Genomic DNA, 21,284 nt, shown 5'->3' with positions numbered 1-21,284 from the left:
GGGACACGCCGTTTTAGCCTGTGGAGGCGTGGTGCAATCAGGCCGCCCGATGAAGCAGGAACCCGGTACTGCGCGAGCAGCTATCACCCAGTAATGGGAATCCCCCTCCTGTGACGCGAAGCGCTAAGGTGGGGGAGGATGTCAATTCCCTCAACTACACCTCCGGCACCACGGGGAACCCCAAGGGGGTGGTCTATCACCATCGCGGCGCCCACCTCAATGCGGTCAACAATGCCCTCTCCTGGGAGCTGCCCAAGCACCCGGTCTACCTCTGGACCCTGCCGATGTTCCACTGCAACGGCTGGTGCTTCCCCTGGACCCTGGCGGCCACCGCCGGGGTGAGCGTCTGTCTGCGCCACGTGCAGGCGGCGGCCATCTACGGGGCGCTGCGCGAACACAAGGTGAGCCATTTCTGCGCCGCCCCCATCGTGCTCAATATGCTCAACAATGCCGATCCGGCCCTCAAACAGGGACTCGAACACCCCGTCAAGGCGATGACGGCGGGGGCAGCGCCGCCCGCCACCGTGATCGCCGGCATGGAGGCCATGGGGATCGCCGTGACCCATGTCTATGGCCTCACCGAAACCTATGGCCCCTGCGTGGTGTGCGAGCCGCAAAGACGCTGGCAGGGGCAGGATGCCACCACGCTCTCCCGTCTCAAGGCGCGTCAGGGGGTGGCCTCCCCCCTGCAAGGGGAGATGCGGGTCATCAACCCCGTCAGCGGCGAGCCGGTCCCCATGGATGGCAAAACCCTGGGAGAGATAGTGCTGCGGGGCAACATCGTCATGAAGGGCTACCTCAAGAACTCGGCGGCGAGCGAGGAGGCGATGGCACAGGGATGGTTTAGAAGCGGGGATCTCTCGGTCTGGCACCCGGACGGCTATGTGGAGATCAAGGACAGATCCAAGGACATCATCATTTCCGGCGGGGAGAACATCTCCAGCCTGGAGGTGGAGGACGTGCTCTATCGCCACCCCGATGTGGAAGAAGCCGCGGTGATCGCCATGCCGGACGAGACCTGGGGGGAGGTGCCCTGCGCCTTCGTCAAGCTCAAGGAGGGGCGCGAGCTCACCCAGGCCGAGCTCATTGCGTTCTGCCGCGAGCAGATGGCCCACTTCAAGGCCCCCAAGCGCATCATCTTCACCCCGCTGCCCAAGACCTCTACCGGCAAGGTGCAAAAATTCATGCTGCGCAAGCAGTTGGCGTGACGACAAAGGCGCCGCGCCATCAACGGGCCTGCGGGCCCGTTTTGTGTTGCGCGATGTAAAGAAGCAGGGCCTCGCCGGTAGCGGTCGCCAGCCAACAAGACGTGCCTTTCGAGCCCGTTCCGGCTTACCATGCCTGACATGTCCCGCGAGCCTGAGGATGCCTGTGAGAAAATCGGATCGACTGTTTCAACTGACCAACCTGCTGCGGGCGCATCAACCCCTGACCGCCCGGGATCTGGCGACGCGCCTGTGCGTGTCGGAGCGCACCATCTACCGCTATATCGACGATCTCTCTTTGGCGGGCATTCCGGTTTACGGGGAAGCCGGGCTGGGCTATCGGCTGAGCGAGGGGTTCGAAATGGCCCCGTTGCAACTGAGTGCGGCCGAGCTGGAGGCCCTCATCACCGGGGTGAACCTGGTGGCGGTGCTGACGGGCAAGGGGATGGCCGATCCGGCCCGCGCCCTGCTCGCCAAGATTGAGGCGGCGCTGCCCGCCAAGGAGGCTCGGGCACCTCGCGTCCCCGTGGTGCGGGTGCCGGACTATTCCACGGCGCACCCTGCATACGCTCGCTGGGACAGGTTGCACGACGCCATCACGGCCGGTCACTGGCTGCACATTGGTTACCGGGATGCCAGCGCCAGCAGGACGGAACGCCAGCTCTTTCCCCTCGGGCTCTTCTACTGGGGCGGATGCTGGACGCTCGGCGCCTGGTGTGCGCTGCGCCGGGCCTACCGGGATTTCAGGGTGGATCGCATCGACACCCTGGCGCCGTGCCGACCGGGAGAAGGGGCACCACCTGGCGCGACCCTGGCCGATTACCTTGCCCTGCGCCAGTCGGACGCGTTTCCCCCTGGGCGCAGTGGCGCCGAAAAGGTCATTCAGGACTGACACAAGGCTGTCAGTAGCCCTTCGTTATGCTGGGTTCTCCAGACCATCCACAACGGAGAAAACGAGATGATCATCAAGGGTGACATGCAAGAGGCAGGGGGCGTCGAATTTGCCACCTTCAGGCTCAGGGAAGGGGTGACGGAGGCTGATTTGCTCGCCCTGTCACGGCGGGTCGAGTCCGAGTTTCTTGTCCAGCAATCCGGGCTCATCATGCACTGCCTGCTGCGCGGCGCCGACGGCCTCTATGCGGACGTGGTGATGGCCCCCAGCCAGTCGCTGGTGGAAGCCTACTGCCAGCAGTGGCTGCACAACGACGTGGCAGGGGAGTACCTGACCCTGCTTGACCATCACTCGGTCAACATGAGCTTCTGGACCCGTATCGGCTGAGGGCGGCGCGGGGCCTGCCATCCCCCGGCGAGGGGACAATCATGAAATGAAACGGGCCCACAGGGCCCGTTTTGTTGAACAGAATTCAATAATTACTTGGTGTGGCGCTCATGCAGGCGCTGCACCACATCCTTCAAACCCAAGCCTTCGTTTTGCAGCAAGACGGTCAGGTGGTAGAGCAGGTCAGCGGATTCGTTGATGAGCTCTTCTCTGTCTTTCGCCATGGCGGCCAGGGCCACTTCCACCCCCTCTTCACCCACCTTCTGGGCGATGCGCTTGGTGCCTTTGCCATAGAGGCTGGCGGTGTAGCTGGTGGCGGGATCTGCCCCTTTGCGTGATGCCAGGATCTGTTCGAGCTCGGCCAGGAAGCCGAGCGGCGGCACGGGGTGGCCGTCGAAGCAGGAGGGGTTGCCCAGATGGCAGGTGGGGCCGACCGGGTCGGCGGCAATGAGCAGGGAGTCCTGATCACAGTCGGTGGTGATGGCGACGAGCTTGAGCACATGGCCCGAGCTCTCGCCCTTGGTCCACAGGCGCTGCTTGCTGCGGCTGAAGAAGGTGACCTGGCCGGTGGTCTGGGTCTTTTCCAGCGCCTCGCGGGTCATGAAGCCCTGCATCAGCACTTCGCCGCTGAGGGAATGCTGGACGATGGCGGGGATCATGCCCTCACACTTGGCCCAGTCCAGGCGCTCGGCCAGCGGCAATGCATTGTCTACTGCTTGATTATTCACGGATGGCGACTCCTTCGTTTTTCAGCCAGCGTTTCAATTCGGGAATGGGAATGAGGCCCTTGTGGAACACGGAGGCGGCCAGCGCCCCGTCCACGTCGGCCAGGGTAAAGGCATCGCGAAAGTGCGCCATGGCCCCGGCGCCGCCGGAGGCGATGAGGGGCACCTTGCACACGGCGCGCACCAGCTTGAGCTGCTCAAGGTCGTATCCCTGACGCATGCCGTCCTGGTTCATCACGTTGAGCACTATCTCCCCCGCGCCCCGGCGCTGCACTTCCTGTACCCACTCCAGGGTGGTCCAGGTGGTGGTGCGGGTGCGGCTCTCGTCGCCGGTAAACTGTTTGACCTGATATTGACCGAGGGCGGCATCGAAGTAGGAGTCGATACCCACCACCACGCACTGCACGCCGAAGCGCTCGGCGAGCCGGGTGATCAGGGTGGGATCGGCCAGGGCGGGGGAGTTGATGGAGACCTTGTCGGCACCGAATTCCAGGATCTGGCGGGCATCCTCCACGCTTTTGATGCCGCCGGCGACGCAGAAGGGGATGTCGATGACTTCCGCCACCCGGCTTACCCAGCTCTTGTCTACTACCCGTTCGTCGCTCGAGGCGGTGATGTCATAGAAGACCAGCTCATCGGCGCCCTCGGCGGCGTAGCGGCGGGCGAGGTCGACAATGCCGCCCATCACCTCGTGGTTGCGAAACTGCACGCCCTTGACCACCACGCCATCTTTGACGTCGAGGCAGGGGATAATACGCTTTGACAACATGCTCATTGCTCCATGTAAAGCACGGTTAAAGAAACGTCGTTCTGCCGCCGGCGTTGGCCCGGGCGGCGGACGGGAACAGGGTTGGCATGCCTTGAACGGGGGCCCATGAAGGGAGAAACGACAGGCCCGGCAGGCCGTCTCGTCGCCTCTGGGCACCCCACTATATGCATGACTTCATTCAGTGATTCAACCCTTTGTCGCCCTTGACCTGCCCCGGATGGCAGGCTGGCGCCTCGGGGAGGGGAGCCCGATCGTCCGGGTGGGTCTCGTCCGTTGCCATATGCTGGCGCAGGGTGAGCAGGGCGGCATCAAAATCAAACGCCTTCAGTTGCCTGGTCAGGGTGTCGCTGCGAGACCCCAGCATGAGGCGAAGGGGACCGGAATACTGCTCGTAGAGGGGGATCACGGCGGTGTCGCTTTGCACCAGCAGGGCTTCCATCTGGCCCAGCAGTTGCTGGCGCCACTGATCTCCCAGGGGCACCAGATCGGTGGTCGGGGCGGCGAGATCGTCCCCGAGCAGAGCGCAAAGGGTGGCGATCTCCTCATCGATGGATGACATGAGTCCGGTGGGCTCAGTGTCGCCGCCCGCGATGGCCTGCTCCAGGGCCAGGCAGTGGCGCGACAGCTCATGTGCCCCCAGGGTGCTCGCCACGCCGCGCAGGCTGTGGGCCATGCGAGTTGCATCGCTGTGCTCCCCGGCCTGCAAGTGGCGGTGCAGCCGGGCCATGTCCTGGCCATGCTCATGGATGAAGTAGCGAAGCAGGGCCAGGTATTTCTCCTGATTGCCGTTGAGGGCCGCCAGCCCCTGGTCGAGATCCAGTCCCGGGTGTGCCTGCAAGCGGGCAAGGGGGCCTGTCACGGGATGGCGAGTGCTGTCGTCCGGGGCAAGCTCGGGGACCTTGCCCTGGGGCAACCAGCGCTGCAGGGCTTCAAACAGCTTGGCGGGGGTGACGGGCTTGGCAATGAAATCGTTCATGCCGGCCGACTCGCTCGCCTTTCTGTCCTCCTCGAAGGCGCTGGCGGTGAGCGCCAGGATGGGCAGCCTGTCCATGCCGGGCAGGGCCCGGATGGCGCGGGTGGCGCTGTAGCCATCCATCACCGGCATCTGTATGTCCATCAAGATGAGGTCGAAGGGATGCTGGCGGACGCGGGCCAGGGCCTCCTGGCCGTTGACGGCCGTCTCGATGACGAGGCCGCTGTGGCACAGGAGCTCGAGCACCACTTCCCGGTTGATGGCGTTGTCTTCCACCAGCAGGACTCGGGCGTGGCGAGGGAAGCTGAAGGACTGTTGGTTCCCCTGCTCGGACGGGGTCCGGGAAGGAGCGTCCTCCTTTGCCTTGAACAGCCTGGCGGTAAACCAGAAGCAGCTTCCCTGGCCTGGCTCGCTGGTGACTCCGACCTCACCCCCCATCAGGGCGGCGATCCGGTTGGTGATTGCAAGGCCAAGGCCAGTGCCGCCATATCTGCGTGTGGTGGAGACATCCGCCTGTTCGAACGCCTGGAACAGCTTCTCGCGCTGCGCAGGGGTGATGCCGATGCCGGTGTCTTCCACCTCGAAGCGCAGCAGGTAGCCGGTGGTGAGGGGGCGGGCCAGCCTGACGCGCAGGGTGACGGTTCCCTGCTCGGTGAACTTGATGGCGTTGGTCGCATAGTTGAGCAGGGCCTGGCGCAGGCGGGTGATGTCGCCGTGCACCCAGGCGGGGGTATCGCCGATGTCCGTCACTATGGTGAGCCCCTTGGCCCTGGCCTGGTCGTTCATCAGGGCGCGGACGTTGTCCAGCATGGCGGTGAGGGAGAAATCGGTCAGCTCCAGCGTCATCTTGCCCGCATCGATCTTGGAGAGATCCAGGATGTCGTTGAGGATGCTGAGCAGGTGCTGGGCGGCAGTGTCTATCTTGGTCAGCCGTTCGAGGTCGGTGGGATCCCGGGTGTCGCGCTTGAGCAGATAGGTGAGCCCCAGGATGGCGTTCATGGGGGTGCGGATCTCGTGGCTCATGTTGGCAAGGAAGGCGCTCTTGGCGTGGTTGGCGCTTTCGGCCCGCTGGTGGGCCTGGGCCAGCTGCCGGGTGCGCTCGTTGACCATCTCCTCCAGGTGGTAACGATACTGGTCCAGCTCCTCGCCGAGCTGCTTCTTCTCGGTGATGTCGGCCTGGACCGTGACGTAGTGGATGATTTCGCCGCTCTCCTGGCGGATCGGCGACACCGTGGCCAGCACCTGGTAGTGGGAGCCATCCTTGCGCTGGTTGATGAATTCGCCATGCCAGCGCTGGCCGTGGTTGATGGCATCCCACAGGGCGACATAGCTGGCATCCGGGGTGAGGCCCGAGCGCAGCAGGGACGGGGTCCGGCCTATCACTTCGTGCTGCTGGTAACCGCTGGCGGCGAGGAAGGCGGGGTTGACGTACTCGATGCGCGCCCGGGTGTCGGTGATGAAGACGCCGTCAGGGCTCTGTTCGAGGGCCAGGGACAACTGGCGCAACTGCTGCTCGGCCAGCTTGCTCTGGGTGATGTCCAGATGGATGCCAAGGAGGCGCACGGGTCGCTGCTGGGCGTCCCGATAGACGCTCCCTTTGCTCACCAGCCAGCGGATGCCGCCATCTGGCAGCAGGATCCTGAACTCCAGCTCGACGGGGGCGCCGCTGACCGCCCGCTCCGCCAGCAACTGCTCGATGCGGGGCCTGTCATCCGGATGCAGGCAGGCCTGCCAGGCTGCCAGCTCGCCGAGCACCTCGGCACTGCGGCCATAGAGGCGGGCGCATTCCGGCGAGAAGAAGAGACGGTTGCTGACCATGTCCCATTCCCAGATGCCGACATGGGCCCCTTCCTGGGCCATCAGCAGGCGCTGCTCGCTCTCGCGCAGGGCGCTGCTGACGGTTTCGGCGCGCACCCGTGCACTGATGGCGTCGTCCATCAGGTTCAGGGCTGCGAGGCGAGCACGACGCTGGGTATCGAGCGCCATCTGCTGATTGTGTTGCAGGCGCTGCTCCGCGAGCTTGCGCTCTGTGATGTCCTGCACGGTGCCGTAGAGCTCGAGTATGGTGCCATCCCTGTCCCTGAGCGCCGCCCCGCGGGCAATGACCCAGGCGGTCTCCCCCTGCTCCGTGATCACTTCGGCATCGCACTCGTAGGGCTGCCCGTCCAGCCTGCAGCGCTCGACGGCCTGGGCCACCGTGTGCCACCCCTCCTGAGTGAAGTATTTTCTGACCTCGGGATAGACGGCGGGGGGGAGGGCCGGATCCCGGCCATAGATGCGATAGATCTCCGGTGACCAGAAGTGGCTGTCATCGGCCACGCGCCAGCGCCAGTTCCCTATCTTGGCGAGACGCTGGGACTCGCGCAGTATGGCTTCGTTGCGGCGCAGCGCCTCCTCGGTCTCCTTGTTCTGCCGGTTGTCCTCGATGATGGAAATGAAGTAGTCGGGATTACCTTCGGCGTCGCGCACCAGGGCCACTGTCAGAGTGGTCCAGATGATCTCGCCCCCCTTGTGCAGGTAGCGCTTCTCCAGGGTGTAGTGGGGGATAGTTCCCGCCAGTACCCGGGCCACATGGGCCTCATCGAGGTAGAGATCGTCCGGGTGGGTCAACTGCTGGAACGTCATCCCGGTGAGCTCGTCGGCCCGGTAGCCCAGGATGTGGCACAGCCGCTGATTGACACGCAGCCAGTGTCCATCGGGGGAGACCAGGGCGATGCCGACCGCTGCCTGTTCGAAGGTGACCTGGAAGCGGTTCTCGCTCTGCTGCAACTGGTTCTGGGTGTTCATCAGCTCCTGCCAGCGCAGGACCTCTCTGGCCCGGGCGCGATGAAAGGCGGCACTGAGCACGCTGATGAGCAGACCGTTGGCGATGAGCAGGCACCATTGCACCAGATCCTGGCCAGCCTCGACACTCAGTGAATAGATGGGGGGGAGCATGAAATAGCTGGTGACCAGGGCGGTGATCAGGGTGCAGAGCAGACCAGGCAACAAGCCCCCCAACAGGGCGCAGACGATGATGGGCAGCATGAAGAGAACCAGCAGCGGTCGCTCACCAAAGGCGATGGGCAGCTGGACACGGATTTGCAACATCAGAACGGGCAGCAGCACGGCCAGCAGGGAGATCCCCCAGCGCTGGGTAGAGGGGCGCACATGCCACAGGGGTGACCAGCTCATCATGGGAGATCCTCCGGTGGCATGGGGGCCTGGGGATAGGGGGGCGGCACTCCGAGCTGACGGGAGAGCCCGTTGATCTGGTGCTTGAGGGCCAGCATGGCGAGCTCCCTGTCCACCATCACCTTGTTGAACCGCTCCAGCTCATGGTTCTGCTGGCGCAGCTCGCTGGCCTGGCGGGTCAGGGCCTGTTCAACCTGCTCCCGTTCGGTGACATCGAGCAGAATGCCGATGATGGCGGGCTGGCCGAGGTAGTCGACGCGCCGCCCGTACAGCTCGACCTCCAGGGATTCCCCGTGCTGATGCAGGGCACTGAAGCGGGTGTGGATATCGCGCGCGTCCTGCTCGCACGCGTGCACCAGCTCGGCGACCCTGGTGCTGTCCTTGGGAGCGGCAAGGGCGTGTAACTGGCCAACGGCGATCAGCGCCCCCGGGGTGTCATAGCCAAACAGTCGGGCAAAACAGGGGTTGATGTAGCAGAGCCGACCCTGCTGGATGATGTAGATCCCGGCAAGGGATTGCTCCACCAGGGCACGGAACAGCCCCTCGCGCTCTCGCAAGTCGGCCTCGGCCCGTTTGAAGTCCGTGATGTCCCGAGAGATGCCGAAGATCCCGATCACCTGCCCCTCGCTGTCTTGCAAGGGGCCTTTGGTTGCGAGAAACACATGCTCGCCATCGGGCAGGGTCAGGTACTCCTCCTCGGTCTGCACCCGGTTGCGCTCTATGACCTGGCGCCCGGATGCCATCAGCATCTGCGCCTGCTGCGGCGGGAAGAGCGTCAGATCATCCTGGCCCAGCACCTCGTCAACCGGCTTGCCGACAAACTGGCTGGCGGCCCGGTTGAAGAGGATGTATCTGCCCTCCTTGTTCTTGGCGAAGATGGCGTCTTCCGAGCTGTCGGCGATGGCGGAGAGCAGTTGCAACGCCTCCAGCCGCTGGGACTGGGAGTGCTGAAGCTGCTCGGCCATCTGCAGCCGGGTGTGCTGGCGCAGCAGGATGATGCCGGCGTTGGTGACAAAGAGCACCAGCAGGCCGATGAGACCGATCCAGACGCTCTCCTTGAAGGTGGCCTGGTAGAGTTCCGCCTTGTCGATCTTGGCCAGCAGGTACCAGTCCGTGTTCATGACCGGATAGACAACCCCGAAGACCTCGCTGCCCCGGTAATCCTGGCCATAAAGCACCTGGGGCGTGCCGCGTTCGGCGAGCCGCAAATACTGGGCTGCCAGCAGGGTGGGGTGGGTGACGGGATAGTGCAGGGTGAGAGCCGGTTCCGGGCGATAGCGCAGGCTACTCAGATAGTGGACCTGATCCCCCTGCTGGCGAAACAGAATGGCTTCTCCGCTGCTGTCTGGGATGGGCCAGGTACGAAGGATGCGATCGGCCCAGTCAGTACCGATGATGTGCAGCGCGAGGACGGTGGTCCCGTGGCCTGACGGGCCGAGGGGAGCCAGAAAATCCAGTCTGGCGTATCCCTTTCCATCGACATAGGGGGCCACTCTGAGCACCTTGCCTGCCTCAACCCGGGAAAGGGCGGCCTGCAGGGGACTATTCACGGGGCCAGCCCCCGGGGTCTGCCACAGGATATGGCCGGCAGGATCAAGCAGGGTCGCCCCCTGGAATCCACGCAGCGAGAGGACGTCCTGCAGTTGTGTCAGCCACTGTGTCTTTGCCGTCAGCCCATCAGGAGGCAGGGCACCATAACGCGGGCTCTCGATGATCTGGCGGACATCCTGATCGCGGTTGTCGAGCCATTCGGTGATGCGCCGGCTTTTGAGATCGGCGATGGCTTCGAGACGGGCCACTTCCGTGTCCCGGGTCAGTTCGATGTTGCGGGCGATGGCCATGGCGGTCAGGGCCAGGATGAGCCCGTTGAGCAGCAGGAAGGGGATCCACTGACGCCGGGAGAGGGCGGGCGTCACCGCTGGCTGGCTGATGCGACGACGCAGCATGGCATAAAGCATGAGGGCCGTGATGAGGATGAAGAGCCAGCCCTTGATGGTGCTTGCCATGGCGAACTGGGCAGGGGTGCTGAACAGCCACTCCACCGCCTTGTCGGAGAGCAGGATCCACAGGCTTGCCACGGCGGCATAGGTGAGCACGACGTTGAGCACATGTGCCCGGGTCAGAGGAGCCTCAGCCATCCACGGCCTCGCTGCCATCCTGGTAGCGTTCGGCAATGGTGACGAACGCGTCGAAATGGCGATCGAAGGCGGTCACGACATCGGGATCGAAATGGTGGCCGCTGCCGGAGAGGATGAGGGCGCGAGCCTCGTCGTAGCTCATGGCCGGCTTGTAGACCCTGGCGCAGATGAGGGCGTCAAACACGTCTGCCAGCGCCATCAGGCGAGCCGAGAGGGGGATGGCGTCCCCTTGCAAGCCGTCCGGGTAGCCGCTGCCATCCCACTTCTCGTGGTGCCAGTGGGCGATCTCCTTGGCCAGGGTGAGGAAGGCCAGGGGCTGCTCCATGTCCTGTTCGGCCTCCTCGATGGCATCGCTGCCGAGCTTGGCGTGGGTGCGCATGATCTGCCACTCCTCCGGGGTCAGCTTGCCCGGTTTGAGCAGGATGTGGTCGGGAATGCCCACCTTGCCGATATCATGAAGCGGTGCGGAGCGGCTCAGCAGGTCGATGTAACCCGGGGTCAGGGTATCGGCGAAACGGGGGTGATCAGCCAGGGCGCTCGCCAGCAGACGCACATAGCCCTGGGTGCGCAGGATATGGTTGCCGGTTTCGGGGTCGCGGATCTCCGCCAGATGGGCGAGGGCGCGGATGGAGACCTGCTGGATCAGGTCGTTTTCCGCCATTCGCCGCGCGACCTCGGCTTCCAGCGCCGCATTCTGGTTTTGCAGGCCGTCACGGGCCTGCTTTGCCTCCAGCTGGGTACGCACCCGGGCCTGAACGACCACCGGCTTGATGGGCTTGGTGATGTAGTCGGCGGCGCCGAGGGAGAGGCCGAACTCCTCGCTTTGGGGGTCGGCGAGGGCGGTGAGCAGAACGACGGGAATACGGCTGCTGATCGGGGACTGACGTAATTGCCTGAGCACTTCATAACCATCCATGCCGGGCATCATCACATCCAGCAGGATGAGGTCAGGCTTTGGATCCGCGCTGACGATGCGCAGGCATTTTTCCCCGCTCTGTGCAGCCAGCACGCGGTAATGAGGCGAAAGCAATTCGGTCAGTACCATCAGATTTTCGGGTGAGTCGTCGACGATCAGGATGGTGGCGTTGTGAGGTGTCAACATATGTCTTCCATGACGCTATCCCTGTGAGGTCGAGTATAGAGCCAATTGCTGCCAAATCATAAGGTTCGCCCCCATCGGGGAGAAAGAGGCCTGCCCGGATGGGCAGGCTGTCTGATGCCGGAAAGGGGCGCGTCACGCAGCGCGGCCGTCACCCCAGCAGTGAATGGCTTCTGCCACGTCAAACTTGCCCTCCAGCAGGGCACGGCCGAGGATGATCCCCTTGACGCCGGTTCCCTTGAGCGCCTCGATATCCGCCAGACCGCCGATACCGCCGGACGCCTGGAAGCCGACGCTCGGGTAGCGGGCGCAGAGATCCCGGTAGAGTTCGACGTTGGTGCCCGCCAGGGTACCGTCCCGGCTGATGTCGGTGCAGAGCACATGCCTGAGTCCGGCGGGGAGGAAGCGCTCGATCAGCGCCTCGATGGAGATGCCGCTGTTCTCCTGCCAGCCAGCCACTGCGATGTGGCGGTTGCCCTGTTCATCGATGTTGACATCCAGGGCCAGCACGATGCGCTCGGGACCATATTTCTCCATCCAGCTGGCCACCAGATCCGGGGATTTGACGGCGGTGGAACCGATCACCACCCGGCTGGCGCCGGCCGCCAGCAAGTCGGCCACATCCTGTTCGCTGCGCACGCCGCCGCCGACCTGCACCGGTGCCTCGGTGGCGGACAGCAGCTGGGCGATGAGGGCCAACTGGCGGGCCTTGGCATCCTTGGCGCCGTCCAGATCCACCAGGTGCAGCTGCGCCGCCCCCTGGCTGACATAGCCATCGAAGCGGGCCTGCGGGTTGTCGCTGTAGGCGGTTTTCTGGCCGTAGTCGCCCTGGTAGAGGCGCACGACCTGACCGTTGATAAGGTCGATTGCGGGAATAATCATGCCTGTCATAGCTCCAGAAAGTTTTGCAGTAGGCGGGCACCGGCCGGGCCGGATCGCTCCGGGTGGAATTGGGCGCCAAAGAAGTTGTCCCGCCCGACGATGGCGGTAAAGGGCAGGCCGTAGTCGCAGGTCGCCAGGGTCGCGTCGGTCACCTCCAGCGCATAGGAGTGGACAAAGTAGAAGTAGCTGCCGCTGGGGATGCCTTTGAGTAGCGGGTGGGTCTCGTCGTGTTCAATCTGGTTCCAGCCCATGTGGGGCAGGCGCAGGTTGCCCACCTCCATCAGGCGGATCCTGCCAGGCACGATGCCGAGGCAGTCGATGAGCGCTCCTTCGCTGCCATCGGCGCTCATGTTCTCTTCCGAGGCCTGTGCCAGCATCTGCATGCCGAGGCAAAAACCGAGCAGCGGCTGCTTGGCGGCGCGAATGAGGGGCACCAGTTCCCGCTCATTGAGGTTCTTCATGGCGGCGATGGCAGTGCCGACGCCGGGCAGGATCAGCTTGTCGGCCTGCTCGATGTCGGCGGCCTTGCAGCTCACCCTGGGCTGCACGCCGAGGCGCTCGAACGCCATGCGCACCGAGGCGAGATTGGCGCAGCCGGTGTCGATGATGACCAGGTTCTGTTTCCCCATCACAGCACCCCCTTGCTGGAGGGAAGCTCGCTCCCTTCCACGCGAATGGCCTGGCGCAGGGCGCGGCCAAAGCCTTTGAACAGCGCTTCCACCTGGTGGTGGGTGTTGCCGCTGCCCACCTTCATCTGCAAGGTGATGGCCATGGCGTCAGAGAGGGAGCGGAAGAAGTGGGGCACCATCTCGGTGGCCATCTCTCCCACGCTGTCGCGACCAAAGCCGCTCGGGCAGTCGAACACGAAGTAGGGACGGCCGCTCAGATCCAGCGCCGTGGCCACGTCCAGCTCGGTCAGCGAGGTGTTGTCAGCCTCCTGGCGGGGACGCCCGTCGATCACCGCCTGCACCTCGTCCATCGCCAGCACGAAGCCGAAGCGGCCGATGCCGCGCTTGTTGCCAAGGGCCTGGCGCAGGGCTTGACCCAGCGCCAATCCCACATCTTCCACCGTGTGGTGATCGTCGATGTGCAGATCGCCGCTCACTTTGAGCTTGAGGCGAAAGCCCGCGTGGGTCGCTATCTGATCCAGCATGTGATCGAAGAAGCCGATGCCGGTGGCGATCTGGTTGCCACCGCTCTTGTCGAGATCCACCGCCACCTGGATGCGGGTCTCCTTGGTGTAGCGCTCCACCTCGGCCACGCGCCCCTTGGAGAGCAGCTGATCACGAATGACAGTCCAGCCGTGATCTTGCGGGTGGTAACGTATGCTGCGGATGCCCATGTTCTCGGCAAGCTGGATGTCGGTCTGTCTGTCGCCAATCACGAAGGAGTTGGCAAAGTCGATGCGGCCCGAGGCGAGATACTCCTTCACCAGCCCAAGGTGAGGCTTGCGGCAGCTGCAACCGTCGGTAGGGAAGTGTGGACAGATCAGCACTTGCTCCCAGGTAACACCCTGGGATTCGAAGAGGTGCATCATCAGGTCGTGGGGCGGCTGGAAGTGTTCAAGGGGCAGGCTGGCGGTGCCGAGCCCATCCTGGTTGGTCACCATCACCAGCACGTAGCCGGCGGCCTGGAGCTCACGCAGCACAGGTATCACCATGGGCTCGAAGCGCAGCTTCGCAAGGCTGTCCACCTGCTTGTCGGTGACCGGCTCCTCGATCAGGGTGCCGTCACGGTCGATAAACAAAAACGGGGTTTTCATCGCTACATCCTTGCTTGTCTTACAGAGAGGGTGGGGGCAGGTCACGCAGCACGGCCAGCACGGCGTCCATTTCGCCCTGATAGCCGATGGTGATGCGGATGCTGTTGTCAAGGCCAGGCTTGCTGGAGAAATCACGCAAGATGATGCCGGCGGCCTTCATGGCGGCGAACACGGCGGCGCCATCTTTGAAGCGCACCAGCACGAAGTTGCCCTTGTCCTCGAACACTTCCTTGACGCAGGGCAGACGAAGCAGCTCCGCCTTGATGAGCGCCTTTTGCTTGTTGAGTTCCAGCACCCGCTCCTGCATCAGTTCCAGCCCCATGGGAGAGAGCGCCTGGGCGGCAATCTGGGCGATGGGGTCGGGAATGGGGTAGGGCGCGATCACCTTGGCCAGCATGGCAATCACCTCGGGATCCCCCAAAGTAAAGCCGCAGCGGATCCCTGCCAGGGCGAAGGCCTTGGAGAGGGTGCGGGTCACCACCAGGTTCGGGTATTGGGCGAGCAGGTCCACCACGGAGGCCTCCGGGCAGAACTCGATGTAGGCCTCGTCCACGACGATGATGGCGCGGTCCCGGGCCTTCTCCAGCAGGGCGACGAGTCCCTTGCGGCCCACCAGATCCCCGGTGGGATTGTTGGGGGAGCAGAGGAACACCAGCTTCACGTCAGAGAGGCGATCGGCGATGGCGGGCCAGTCCGGCTGACGGCTGGCGGTCAATGGCTGCTCGACAATCCCCACGCCACAGGTCTCGGCGCTGATGGCGTACATGCCGTAGGTGGGGGGGCAGATGAGGATTTGATCTTCCCCTGCCTCGCAGAAGGTGCGGATCAAGAGCTCGATGGCCTCGTCGGCACCGCGGCTTACCAGCACCTGATCCGGATTGACCCCGGCGTAGGCGGCATAGCCATTCACCACCTCGGCCGGCTGGCACTCGGGATAGCGGTTGAGGCGGCTCCCCTCGACGGTGAAGGGATAGGCCAGGGGGGCCTCGTTGGCATTGAGCCAGACGTGGCCCTGGCCGCCGATGCGGCGAGCGGACTGGTAGGGAGTGAGAGCCCGCACAACGCGACGGGCCAGATTGACGATGCTCATGACAAATCCTTCTGCTGTGCTGTTTGTTGGGGCTCGGCGGCCAGGGCGTTCAACCTGAGGGTGACGGCATGCTTGTGGGCATCGAGCCCCTCGGCCTGGGCGATGCGCTGGACGATGGGGCCAAGGCCGCGAATGCCGTCTGCAGTGAGCTCTTGAACCGTGTAGCGGCGCTGATAGTCGGCAAGCCCCAAGCTCGAGCAGGTGCGGGCATAGCCGTAGGTGGGCAGGGTGTGGTTGGTGCCGCTGGCGTAATCACCGACCGACTCCGGTGTCCATGCCCCGAGGAAGATGGAGCCCGCGTTCTCGAGCTTGTCCAGCAGATCCCGGGGGGCCCGGGTCTGCACGATGAGGTGTTCCGGTGCATAGGCGTTGGAGATGGCGCAGGCCTCCTCCAGGTTGTCGCAGAGGATCACCAGGCTTGCCTTCAGGGCTTGCTCGGCGATGTCGCGGCGGCTGAGGTCGGCGAGTTGCGCCTGGATCTCGCTGCCGATGGCATCGGCCAGGGAAGCGGAGGTGGTGACCAGCACCACCTGGCTGTCGGGGCCGTGCTCGGCCTGGGAGAGCAGATCCGATGCCACGAAGGCCGGGTTGGCGCTCTCGTCTGCGATCACCAGCACCTCGGAGGGGCCGGCTGGCATGTCGATGGCGGCGCCCCGCCAGTCACGGGAAACCTGGCCCTTGGCTTCGGTCACATAGGCGTTGCCCGGGCCGAAGATCTTGTCCACCTTGGGGATGGTCTGCGTGCCATAGGCCATGGCCGCGATGGCCTGGGCGCCGCCGATGGCGAACACCTGGCGAACGCCACAGGCGCGGGCGGCAAACAGGATCTCGTCGCTCGCCGGAGACGGGGTGCAGAGCACCACCTCACGGCAACCGGCCAGGCTTGCCGGAATGGCCAGCATCATCACGGTGGAGGGGAGCGGCGCGCTGCCTCCCGGGACATAGAGACCGACCCGGCTGATGGGTTGGGTGCGCAGCTCGCACAGCACCCCGGGCTGGGTCTCGACGCGCACGACGGGCTGCACCTGGGCGGCGTGGAAGGTACGGATATTGGCGATGGCGGCCTCGATGGCGCCCTTGATGTCATCACCGAGTCGAGTGCAGGCGGCATCCACCTCCGCGTCGCTCACCCGAAGCTGTTCGCGGGGCGCGCGTTCGAAACGCTGGCTCAGCTCGCGCAGGGCCTCATCGCCCCGGCTGCGTACCGCGGCAATGATGTCTCGCACCACGGTACCGATGTCGGCTTCGTCGCCAAGGGCGGGCCGGGTCAGGACCTCGGCTTGCCGGGCGGGGGAGAGGGTCTTCCAGATCAGGGTCTGCATGATGTGTCTTCCTTATTCCATCTCTCTCGGCTTATTCCATCATCTTTTCAATGGGCAGCACCAGGATGGAGCTGGCACCCAGGGCCTTGAGCTGTTCCATGGTCTCCCAGAACAGGGTTTCGCTGGAGACGACGTGCAGGGCCACCTGGTTGGTGTCACCGGCGAGCTGCATGATGGTGGGACGCTCCGCCCCCGGCAGCAGATCGGTGATGGCATCGAGCTTGTCTTTGGGGGCGTGCAGCATGATGTATTTGCTTTCGCGCGCCTGTTGCATCCCCTGGATGCGGGGCAGCAGCTTGTCAATGAGCTTCTGCTTGGCATCGTTCAGGGGGTTGGGGGCCTGCACCAGCACGGCCTTGGAGCGGTAGATCACCTCGACCTCTTTCAGGCCGTTGGCTTCCAGGGTTGCGCCGGTGGAGACCAGATCGCAGATGGCATCGGCCAGACCCGCGCGGGGGGCCACTTCCACCGAGCCGCCCAGCATCACGCTCTTGAAGCCCAGGCCCTTCTCGTCGAAGAAGCGCTTGAGCAGACCGGGGTAGGAGGTGGCGATGCGCTTGCCGGCCAGGCTCTCGGGTCCTGTGTAGTTGACATCGTCCGGCACCGCCAGAGAGAGGCGGCAGCCGCCGAAGTCGAGCTGTTTGAGGGTCTTCACCGCAAAGGGCTGCCCCTGGGCTGCGCGGATGAGCTGCACCTCTTCGAGAACGTTCTCGCCGATGATGCCAAGATCGACCACCCCTTCCATCACCAGACCCGGGATGTCGTCATCACGCACTCGCAGAATGTCGATGGGCATGTTCTCGACATGGGCGATGAGGCGCTGTTCCCGCAGGTTGATCTTGAGGCCGCAGCTCTTGAAGAGGGCCTGGGAATCCTGGCTCAGACGACCGGATTTTTGCATGGCGATGCGCAGACGTTGTGTTTCCATTGCTCGATTTCCTTCTAGTCAAAAACGAAAAAACCCTCGGAAGTATGTGCTTCCGAGGGTTTATGAATCTTGCGGTCCTTTTGGAAGTCACCAGTTAAGTGTCTTCCAGCAGTCAACCTCCTGAAAGACTATTCGGGATGATGATGGTGATGATGAGTCTTCAGGGTGGTGAACTTCATGATGTAATCAATCCTTTACAAATCAGATGCCGTTGTTGACGCCCGGTTTAAACTACCTGCCTTGACAGAAAATGCAACCGAAAAATGTGATCCGGACGATTAAAGTTGAGAAAACGGTTTTCCGGTCGATAACTAGACAATGAGATGCCAAAGGAGGCGACATCATGCCCAGCCAGGACCTGCTATTTCCCATCCTGCCCCGCGCACCCTCGACACCGAGCCCGGATGACATCAAGCGGGAGGTGACCCAGATCAGCCAGAAACATCAGCTGCGCAAGATAGGCACCGACAATGGCGGAGGTGGCCAGCATCACCAGCAGAGAGAGCAGCCGCCAAAGCCTGATCAACCAGCGGTGCAGGATGATGATCACAAACCGGATCCGGACCACCGGATTGATCTCTTCGTCTGAACGCATTATCAGTCCCGCTTTTTCCGCGCTTTTGGCATAATGCCCGCTTTTGCAGCGGGACATGCCTTTGACCATCATCCAGACCCTGTTCAAGCCAGACGGCCCCCTGGCCCGCCATATTGACGGCTTCAAGGCCCGTGCCCCGCAACTGGAGATGGCCGAGGCGGTGTCGCGCGCCATCAAGCAAGGTGGCCGCTTGCTGGTGGAGGCTGGAACGGGCACTGGCAAAACCTATGCCTATCTGGTGCCTGCGCTGGAATCCGGCAAGCGGGTGGTGATCAGTACCGGGTCCAAGAATCTGCAGGAGCAGCTCTTCTATCGGGATCTGCCCACCATCACGGGGGCGCTTCACTACACCCCGCCGGTGGCACTGCTCAAGGGGCGCAGCAATTACCTCTGCATCGAGCGGATGAACCGGCTGTTGAGTGAATCCCATCTGCAAAAGCCCGAGATCCTGAGCGATCTCGTGAAGGTCAAATCCTGGTCGACCGCCACCGACAACGGCGATGTGGGGGATATCCCGGGGCTACAGGAGAACGCCGAGATCCTTGCCCACGTCACCAGCACCAACGACAACTGCCTGGGTCGCGACTGCCCCTATTACGATGATTGTCACCTGGTCATCGCCCGGCGCCGTGCCATGGACGCCCAGGTAGTGGTGATCAACCACCACCTCTTTTTCGCCGACATGGCGGTCAAAGACACCGGTTTTGGCGAGCTGGTGCCCGAGGCGCAGGTCTATGTCTTCGACGAGGCGCACCAGCTGCCCGAGATCGCCAGCCACTACTTCGGCAAGTCCGTGGGCAGCCGCACCATCCTGGATTTGGCGCAGGATATCCAGCTCGCCTACCGGGCAGAGGCTCATGACATGGCCCAGCTTGGCAAGGCGGCGGACAGGCTCGCCATTGCCAGTCAGGATCTGCGCCTTGCCTTCGGCGTGGAGGGGGGGCGCGGCAACACCCGGGATCTGCTGAGACAATCCCTCTGGGCCCAGGCGCTGGCCCGCCTCAACGATGCCATCGGGCTCTGTTATGAAGTGCTGAAACTGGCGCTCGGGCGAGGGGAGCAGCTGGATCACTGCTTCGAGCGCATCAGTGAGCTGCGCACTCGCCTTGGGGAGGTGCTGGCGGTCAACCAGACCGGTTTCTCCTACTGGTATGACTGTTCGCGTCTGCACTTTACCCTCAATCTGACGCCGCTGTCGGTCGCCGAGCGCTTCGGTGCCGAGGTGCAGCGCCCCGAGGTGGCCTGGGTCTTCACCTCGGCCACCTTGACGGTGGACAATCGCTTCGCCCACTTCGTCGCCGAGATGGGGCTGGCCGGCAGCGCCGAACTCATTCTCGACAGTCCGTTCGATTACGCCGAGCAGGCGCGCCTGTGCGTACCCCGTTTCCTGCCAGAGCCCAATGCCTTCGGGCGCGGGGAGCAGCTAGCGACCCTGATGATCCCCCTCATCAACAAGACGCCGGGGGGGTGCTTCTTCCTCTGCACCAGCCATCAGGTGATGCGCCAGGTGGCCGAGGTGCTGCGCCGGGAAATCGGCCGCACCGTCCTGCTGCAAGGGGAAGACAACAAGCAGCGGCTGCTCAAGAGCTTCGTGGAGAACGGTCGGGCCGTGCTGGTGGCCACCAGCAGTTTCTGGGAAGGGATAGACGTGCGGGGGGCGGCATTGTCCTGTGTTATCATCGACAAGCTGCCCTTTGCGAGCCCGGACGATCCCCAGCTCAAGGCTCGGGTGGAGGATTGCAAGCTCAAGGGGGGAGATCCCTTTGCCGAGCTGCAGTTGCCCAAGGCGGTGATTGCCCTCAAGCAGGGGGTGGGGCGGCTCATCCGTGATCGCAGTGATCACGGCGTACTGGTTATTTGTGATCCCCGGGTGGTCAACAAGCCCTATGGCGCCACCTTCATCAAGAGTCTGCCTGCCATCCCACGGACCCGGGAGCTGGCGACCCTGGGAGAATTTTTCGGACCACGGGAGTGAGTCCGCCGCGCCGGGGCTGATTGCACCCGGCCATGCATGACGGCAGGCCTTGGCCATGCTGACGATTTAACTGACTGATGTGAAGAGAATAAAAAGAATGGATGAGTTGAAGATCCTGGCCGTGGATACCGCCACCGAAGCCTGCTCCGCAGCCCTCATGGTGGGCGATACCCTCTACTCCCGCTGGGAAGAGGCGCCCCGTGACCATACCCGCAAGATCCTGCCCATGGTTCAGGCTCTGTTGGATGAAGCAGGTCTATCGTTGGATGAGCTCGACGCCATCGCCTTCGGCCGTGGGCCTGGCTCCTTCACCGGGGTACGGATCGGGATCAGCGTGGCCCAGGGGCTCGCCTTTGGTGCCGGCGTGCCGATGATCGGTGTCTCCACCCTGGCAGCCATGGCCCAGGGGGCCCATAAGCTGGAAGGGGCCGAGCAGGTGCTTGCCGCCATCGATGCGCGCATGGACGAGGTCTATTTCGGCCACTACGCCTTGGTGGACGGAGTGATGACGCTGGTGGGCGAGGAGGTGGTGAGCGAACCAGCCGCACTGGTGCAGTCCCGTGACAAGCTTACTGGCGCGGTGAGCTGCGTTGGCACCGGTTTTGAAACCTATGGCGAGACCCTGTGCGGCCTGGCAGATGTGCTGATGCCAAGCCAGGTGCGTTTCCCGGCGGCCGCCGACATGCTGCCTCTGGCACGCCAGGCCTGGTTTGCGGGTGAGGCGGTGCCGGTTGAGCAAGCCACCCCTGTCTATCTGCGTGACAAGGTGACCTGGAAGAAACTGCCGGGTCGCGAATAGGCGGCAACGGCTGCCCCGGGCTGCTTTGTCGGATGATGAAGGAGAGACGAATGAGAAAATCCGTGTTCATGCTGGGATTGGTGGGGCTGCTGCTGGGCGGTTGCAGCACGGTGCCCAAAGAGCTTGCCTATGAGCCTGCGGATCAGCTGGTGGCCTATCAACCCGCTCTGCAGGGGATGGAAGGCAAGCCGGCCCGCTGGAGCGGTGTCATCTCGGCGGTCCACAACAAGGCGGATCAGAGTGTCATCGAGGTGGTCTATCTGCCCCTCAAGTCCAACGGGGTGCCGGAGCAGACCGAGCAGAGCCCCGGTCGTTTTCTCGCCATCATGCAGGGGTTTGTCGACCCGACCCTCTATGCCAAGGGTCGCAGCCTGACGGTGCTCGGCACCCTCGACAAGCCGGTGGACAGCCAGATTGGCGAGCACAAGTATCGCTTCTCGGTACTCAAGGTGACGGGGAGCAAGCTGTGGCCACCGGTGAAGGAGGTGGAGATCCGCTACATGGATCCCTACTTTTACGATCCTTTCTATGATCCCTTCTGGCCCAGACGGCCCCTGCGCCGCTGAGGA

The 21,284-nt window shown here is 63.7% G+C and carries 18 protein-coding genes and 1 other annotated feature; of the genes, 7 read left to right on the top strand and 11 right to left on the bottom strand.

The features are described from left to right. Positions 1 to 68 precede the first annotated feature (68 nt). From J9892_RS12910 to J9892_RS12900, 3 genes are all read left to right on the top strand, one after another. Entirely contained in the window at positions 69 to 1,208 is a 1,140-nt protein-coding gene (locus tag J9892_RS12910) for an AMP-binding protein (protein WP_280520808.1), read from the top strand. 190 nt (positions 1,209 to 1,398) lie between these two features. Beyond that, complete coding sequence (locus tag J9892_RS12905; protein ID WP_193550731.1) at positions 1,399 to 2,097, top strand: YafY family protein; 699 nt, start codon at positions 1,399 to 1,401, stop codon at positions 2,095 to 2,097. 66 nt (positions 2,098 to 2,163) lie between these two features. Continuing rightward, the gene (locus tag J9892_RS12900) at positions 2,164 to 2,484 is read left to right on the top strand and encodes a hypothetical protein (RefSeq protein WP_042881380.1); all 321 of its coding nucleotides are present in this window, start codon (positions 2,164 to 2,166) and stop codon (positions 2,482 to 2,484) included. Positions 2,485 to 2,576: 92 nt separating this feature from the next. On the opposite strand, the gene hisIE is transcribed toward J9892_RS12900, so the two are convergent. From hisIE to hisG, 11 genes are all read right to left on the bottom strand, one after another. Further along, complete coding sequence (gene hisIE, locus J9892_RS12895) at positions 2,577 to 3,212, bottom strand: bifunctional phosphoribosyl-AMP cyclohydrolase/phosphoribosyl-ATP diphosphatase HisIE (RefSeq protein WP_029314506.1); 636 nt, start codon at positions 3,210 to 3,212, stop codon at positions 2,577 to 2,579. Further along, entirely contained in the window at positions 3,205 to 3,978 is a 774-nt protein-coding gene (hisF, locus tag J9892_RS12890; protein ID WP_010674684.1) for an imidazole glycerol phosphate synthase subunit HisF, read from the bottom strand. The genes hisIE and hisF overlap by 8 nt, the downstream gene beginning before the upstream one ends. 178 nt (positions 3,979 to 4,156) lie before the next feature. Further along, on the bottom strand, positions 4,157 to 8,128 hold the full coding sequence (locus J9892_RS12885; protein ID WP_210538451.1) for a PAS domain S-box protein: 3,972 nt from the start codon (positions 8,126 to 8,128) through the stop codon (positions 4,157 to 4,159). Further along, entirely contained in the window at positions 8,125 to 10,263 is a 2,139-nt protein-coding gene (locus J9892_RS12880; protein ID WP_113978458.1) for a PAS domain S-box protein, read from the bottom strand. The genes J9892_RS12885 and J9892_RS12880 overlap by 4 nt, the downstream gene beginning before the upstream one ends. Next, a complete protein-coding gene (locus J9892_RS12875; protein ID WP_010674688.1) occupies positions 10,256 to 11,365 on the bottom strand; it encodes a two-component system response regulator in 1,110 nt (369 codons plus the stop codon). Before J9892_RS12875 ends, J9892_RS12880 begins: the two co-directional genes overlap by 8 nt. Before the next feature lie 132 nt (positions 11,366 to 11,497). Then, entirely contained in the window at positions 11,498 to 12,244 is a 747-nt protein-coding gene (gene hisA / locus J9892_RS12870) for a 1-(5-phosphoribosyl)-5-[(5-phosphoribosylamino)methylideneamino]imidazole-4-carboxamide isomerase (RefSeq protein WP_052815013.1), read from the bottom strand. Positions 12,245 to 12,249: 5 nt separating this feature from the next. Beyond that, a complete protein-coding gene (gene hisH / locus J9892_RS12865) occupies positions 12,250 to 12,873 on the bottom strand; it encodes an imidazole glycerol phosphate synthase subunit HisH (RefSeq protein ID WP_039039129.1) in 624 nt (207 codons plus the stop codon). Beyond that, a complete protein-coding gene (gene hisB / locus J9892_RS12860) occupies positions 12,873 to 14,006 on the bottom strand; it encodes a bifunctional histidinol-phosphatase/imidazoleglycerol-phosphate dehydratase HisB (protein WP_052815012.1) in 1,134 nt (377 codons plus the stop codon). Before hisB ends, hisH begins: the two co-directional genes overlap by 1 nt. Before the next feature lie 19 nt (positions 14,007 to 14,025). Further along, entirely contained in the window at positions 14,026 to 15,096 is a 1,071-nt protein-coding gene (hisC, locus tag J9892_RS12855; RefSeq protein WP_052815011.1) for a histidinol-phosphate transaminase, read from the bottom strand. Further along, on the bottom strand, positions 15,093 to 16,418 hold the full coding sequence (gene hisD, locus J9892_RS12850; RefSeq protein WP_114522875.1) for a histidinol dehydrogenase: 1,326 nt from the start codon (positions 16,416 to 16,418) through the stop codon (positions 15,093 to 15,095). Before hisD ends, hisC begins: the two co-directional genes overlap by 4 nt. A 31-nt stretch (positions 16,419 to 16,449) precedes the next feature. After that, positions 16,450 to 17,346, bottom strand: a complete 897-nt coding sequence (hisG, locus tag J9892_RS12845) for an ATP phosphoribosyltransferase (RefSeq protein ID WP_010674694.1) — start codon at positions 17,344 to 17,346, stop codon at positions 16,450 to 16,452. 28 nt (positions 17,347 to 17,374) lie between these two features. Further along, positions 17,375 to 17,499 (bottom strand) — a sequence feature (His leader region). A 190-nt stretch (positions 17,500 to 17,689) separates the two neighbouring features. Here hisG and J9892_RS12840 point away from each other — a divergent pair. The 4 genes from J9892_RS12840 (at position 17,690) to J9892_RS12825 (ending at position 21,281) form a co-directional block, all read left to right on the top strand. Beyond that, positions 17,690 to 17,935, top strand: coding sequence for a hypothetical protein (locus J9892_RS12840; RefSeq protein WP_010674695.1), 246 nt, complete (start codon positions 17,690 to 17,692; stop codon positions 17,933 to 17,935). 61 nt (positions 17,936 to 17,996) lie between these two features. Beyond that, positions 17,997 to 19,916 carry an ATP-dependent DNA helicase gene (locus J9892_RS12835; protein ID WP_200164852.1) on the top strand — a complete coding sequence of 640 codons (1,920 nt, stop codon included), beginning with the start codon at positions 17,997 to 17,999 and terminating at the stop codon, positions 19,914 to 19,916. 97 nt (positions 19,917 to 20,013) lie between these two features. Then, positions 20,014 to 20,715 carry a tRNA (adenosine(37)-N6)-threonylcarbamoyltransferase complex dimerization subunit type 1 TsaB gene (gene tsaB, locus J9892_RS12830; RefSeq protein ID WP_171865383.1) on the top strand — a complete coding sequence of 234 codons (702 nt, stop codon included), beginning with the start codon at positions 20,014 to 20,016 and terminating at the stop codon, positions 20,713 to 20,715. A 50-nt stretch (positions 20,716 to 20,765) separates the two neighbouring features. Beyond that, complete coding sequence (locus J9892_RS12825; protein ID WP_171865382.1) at positions 20,766 to 21,281, top strand: Slp family lipoprotein; 516 nt, start codon at positions 20,766 to 20,768, stop codon at positions 21,279 to 21,281. Positions 21,282 to 21,284: the final 3 nt, after the last annotated feature.

The organism is Aeromonas sp. Prich7-2 (assembly GCF_017939255.1).
GTDB lineage: Bacteria > Pseudomonadota > Gammaproteobacteria > Enterobacterales > Aeromonadaceae > Aeromonas > Aeromonas caviae.
The sequence above is the reverse complement of the archived record's forward strand: the minus strand, read 5'-3'. Positions and strand labels throughout refer to the sequence as shown.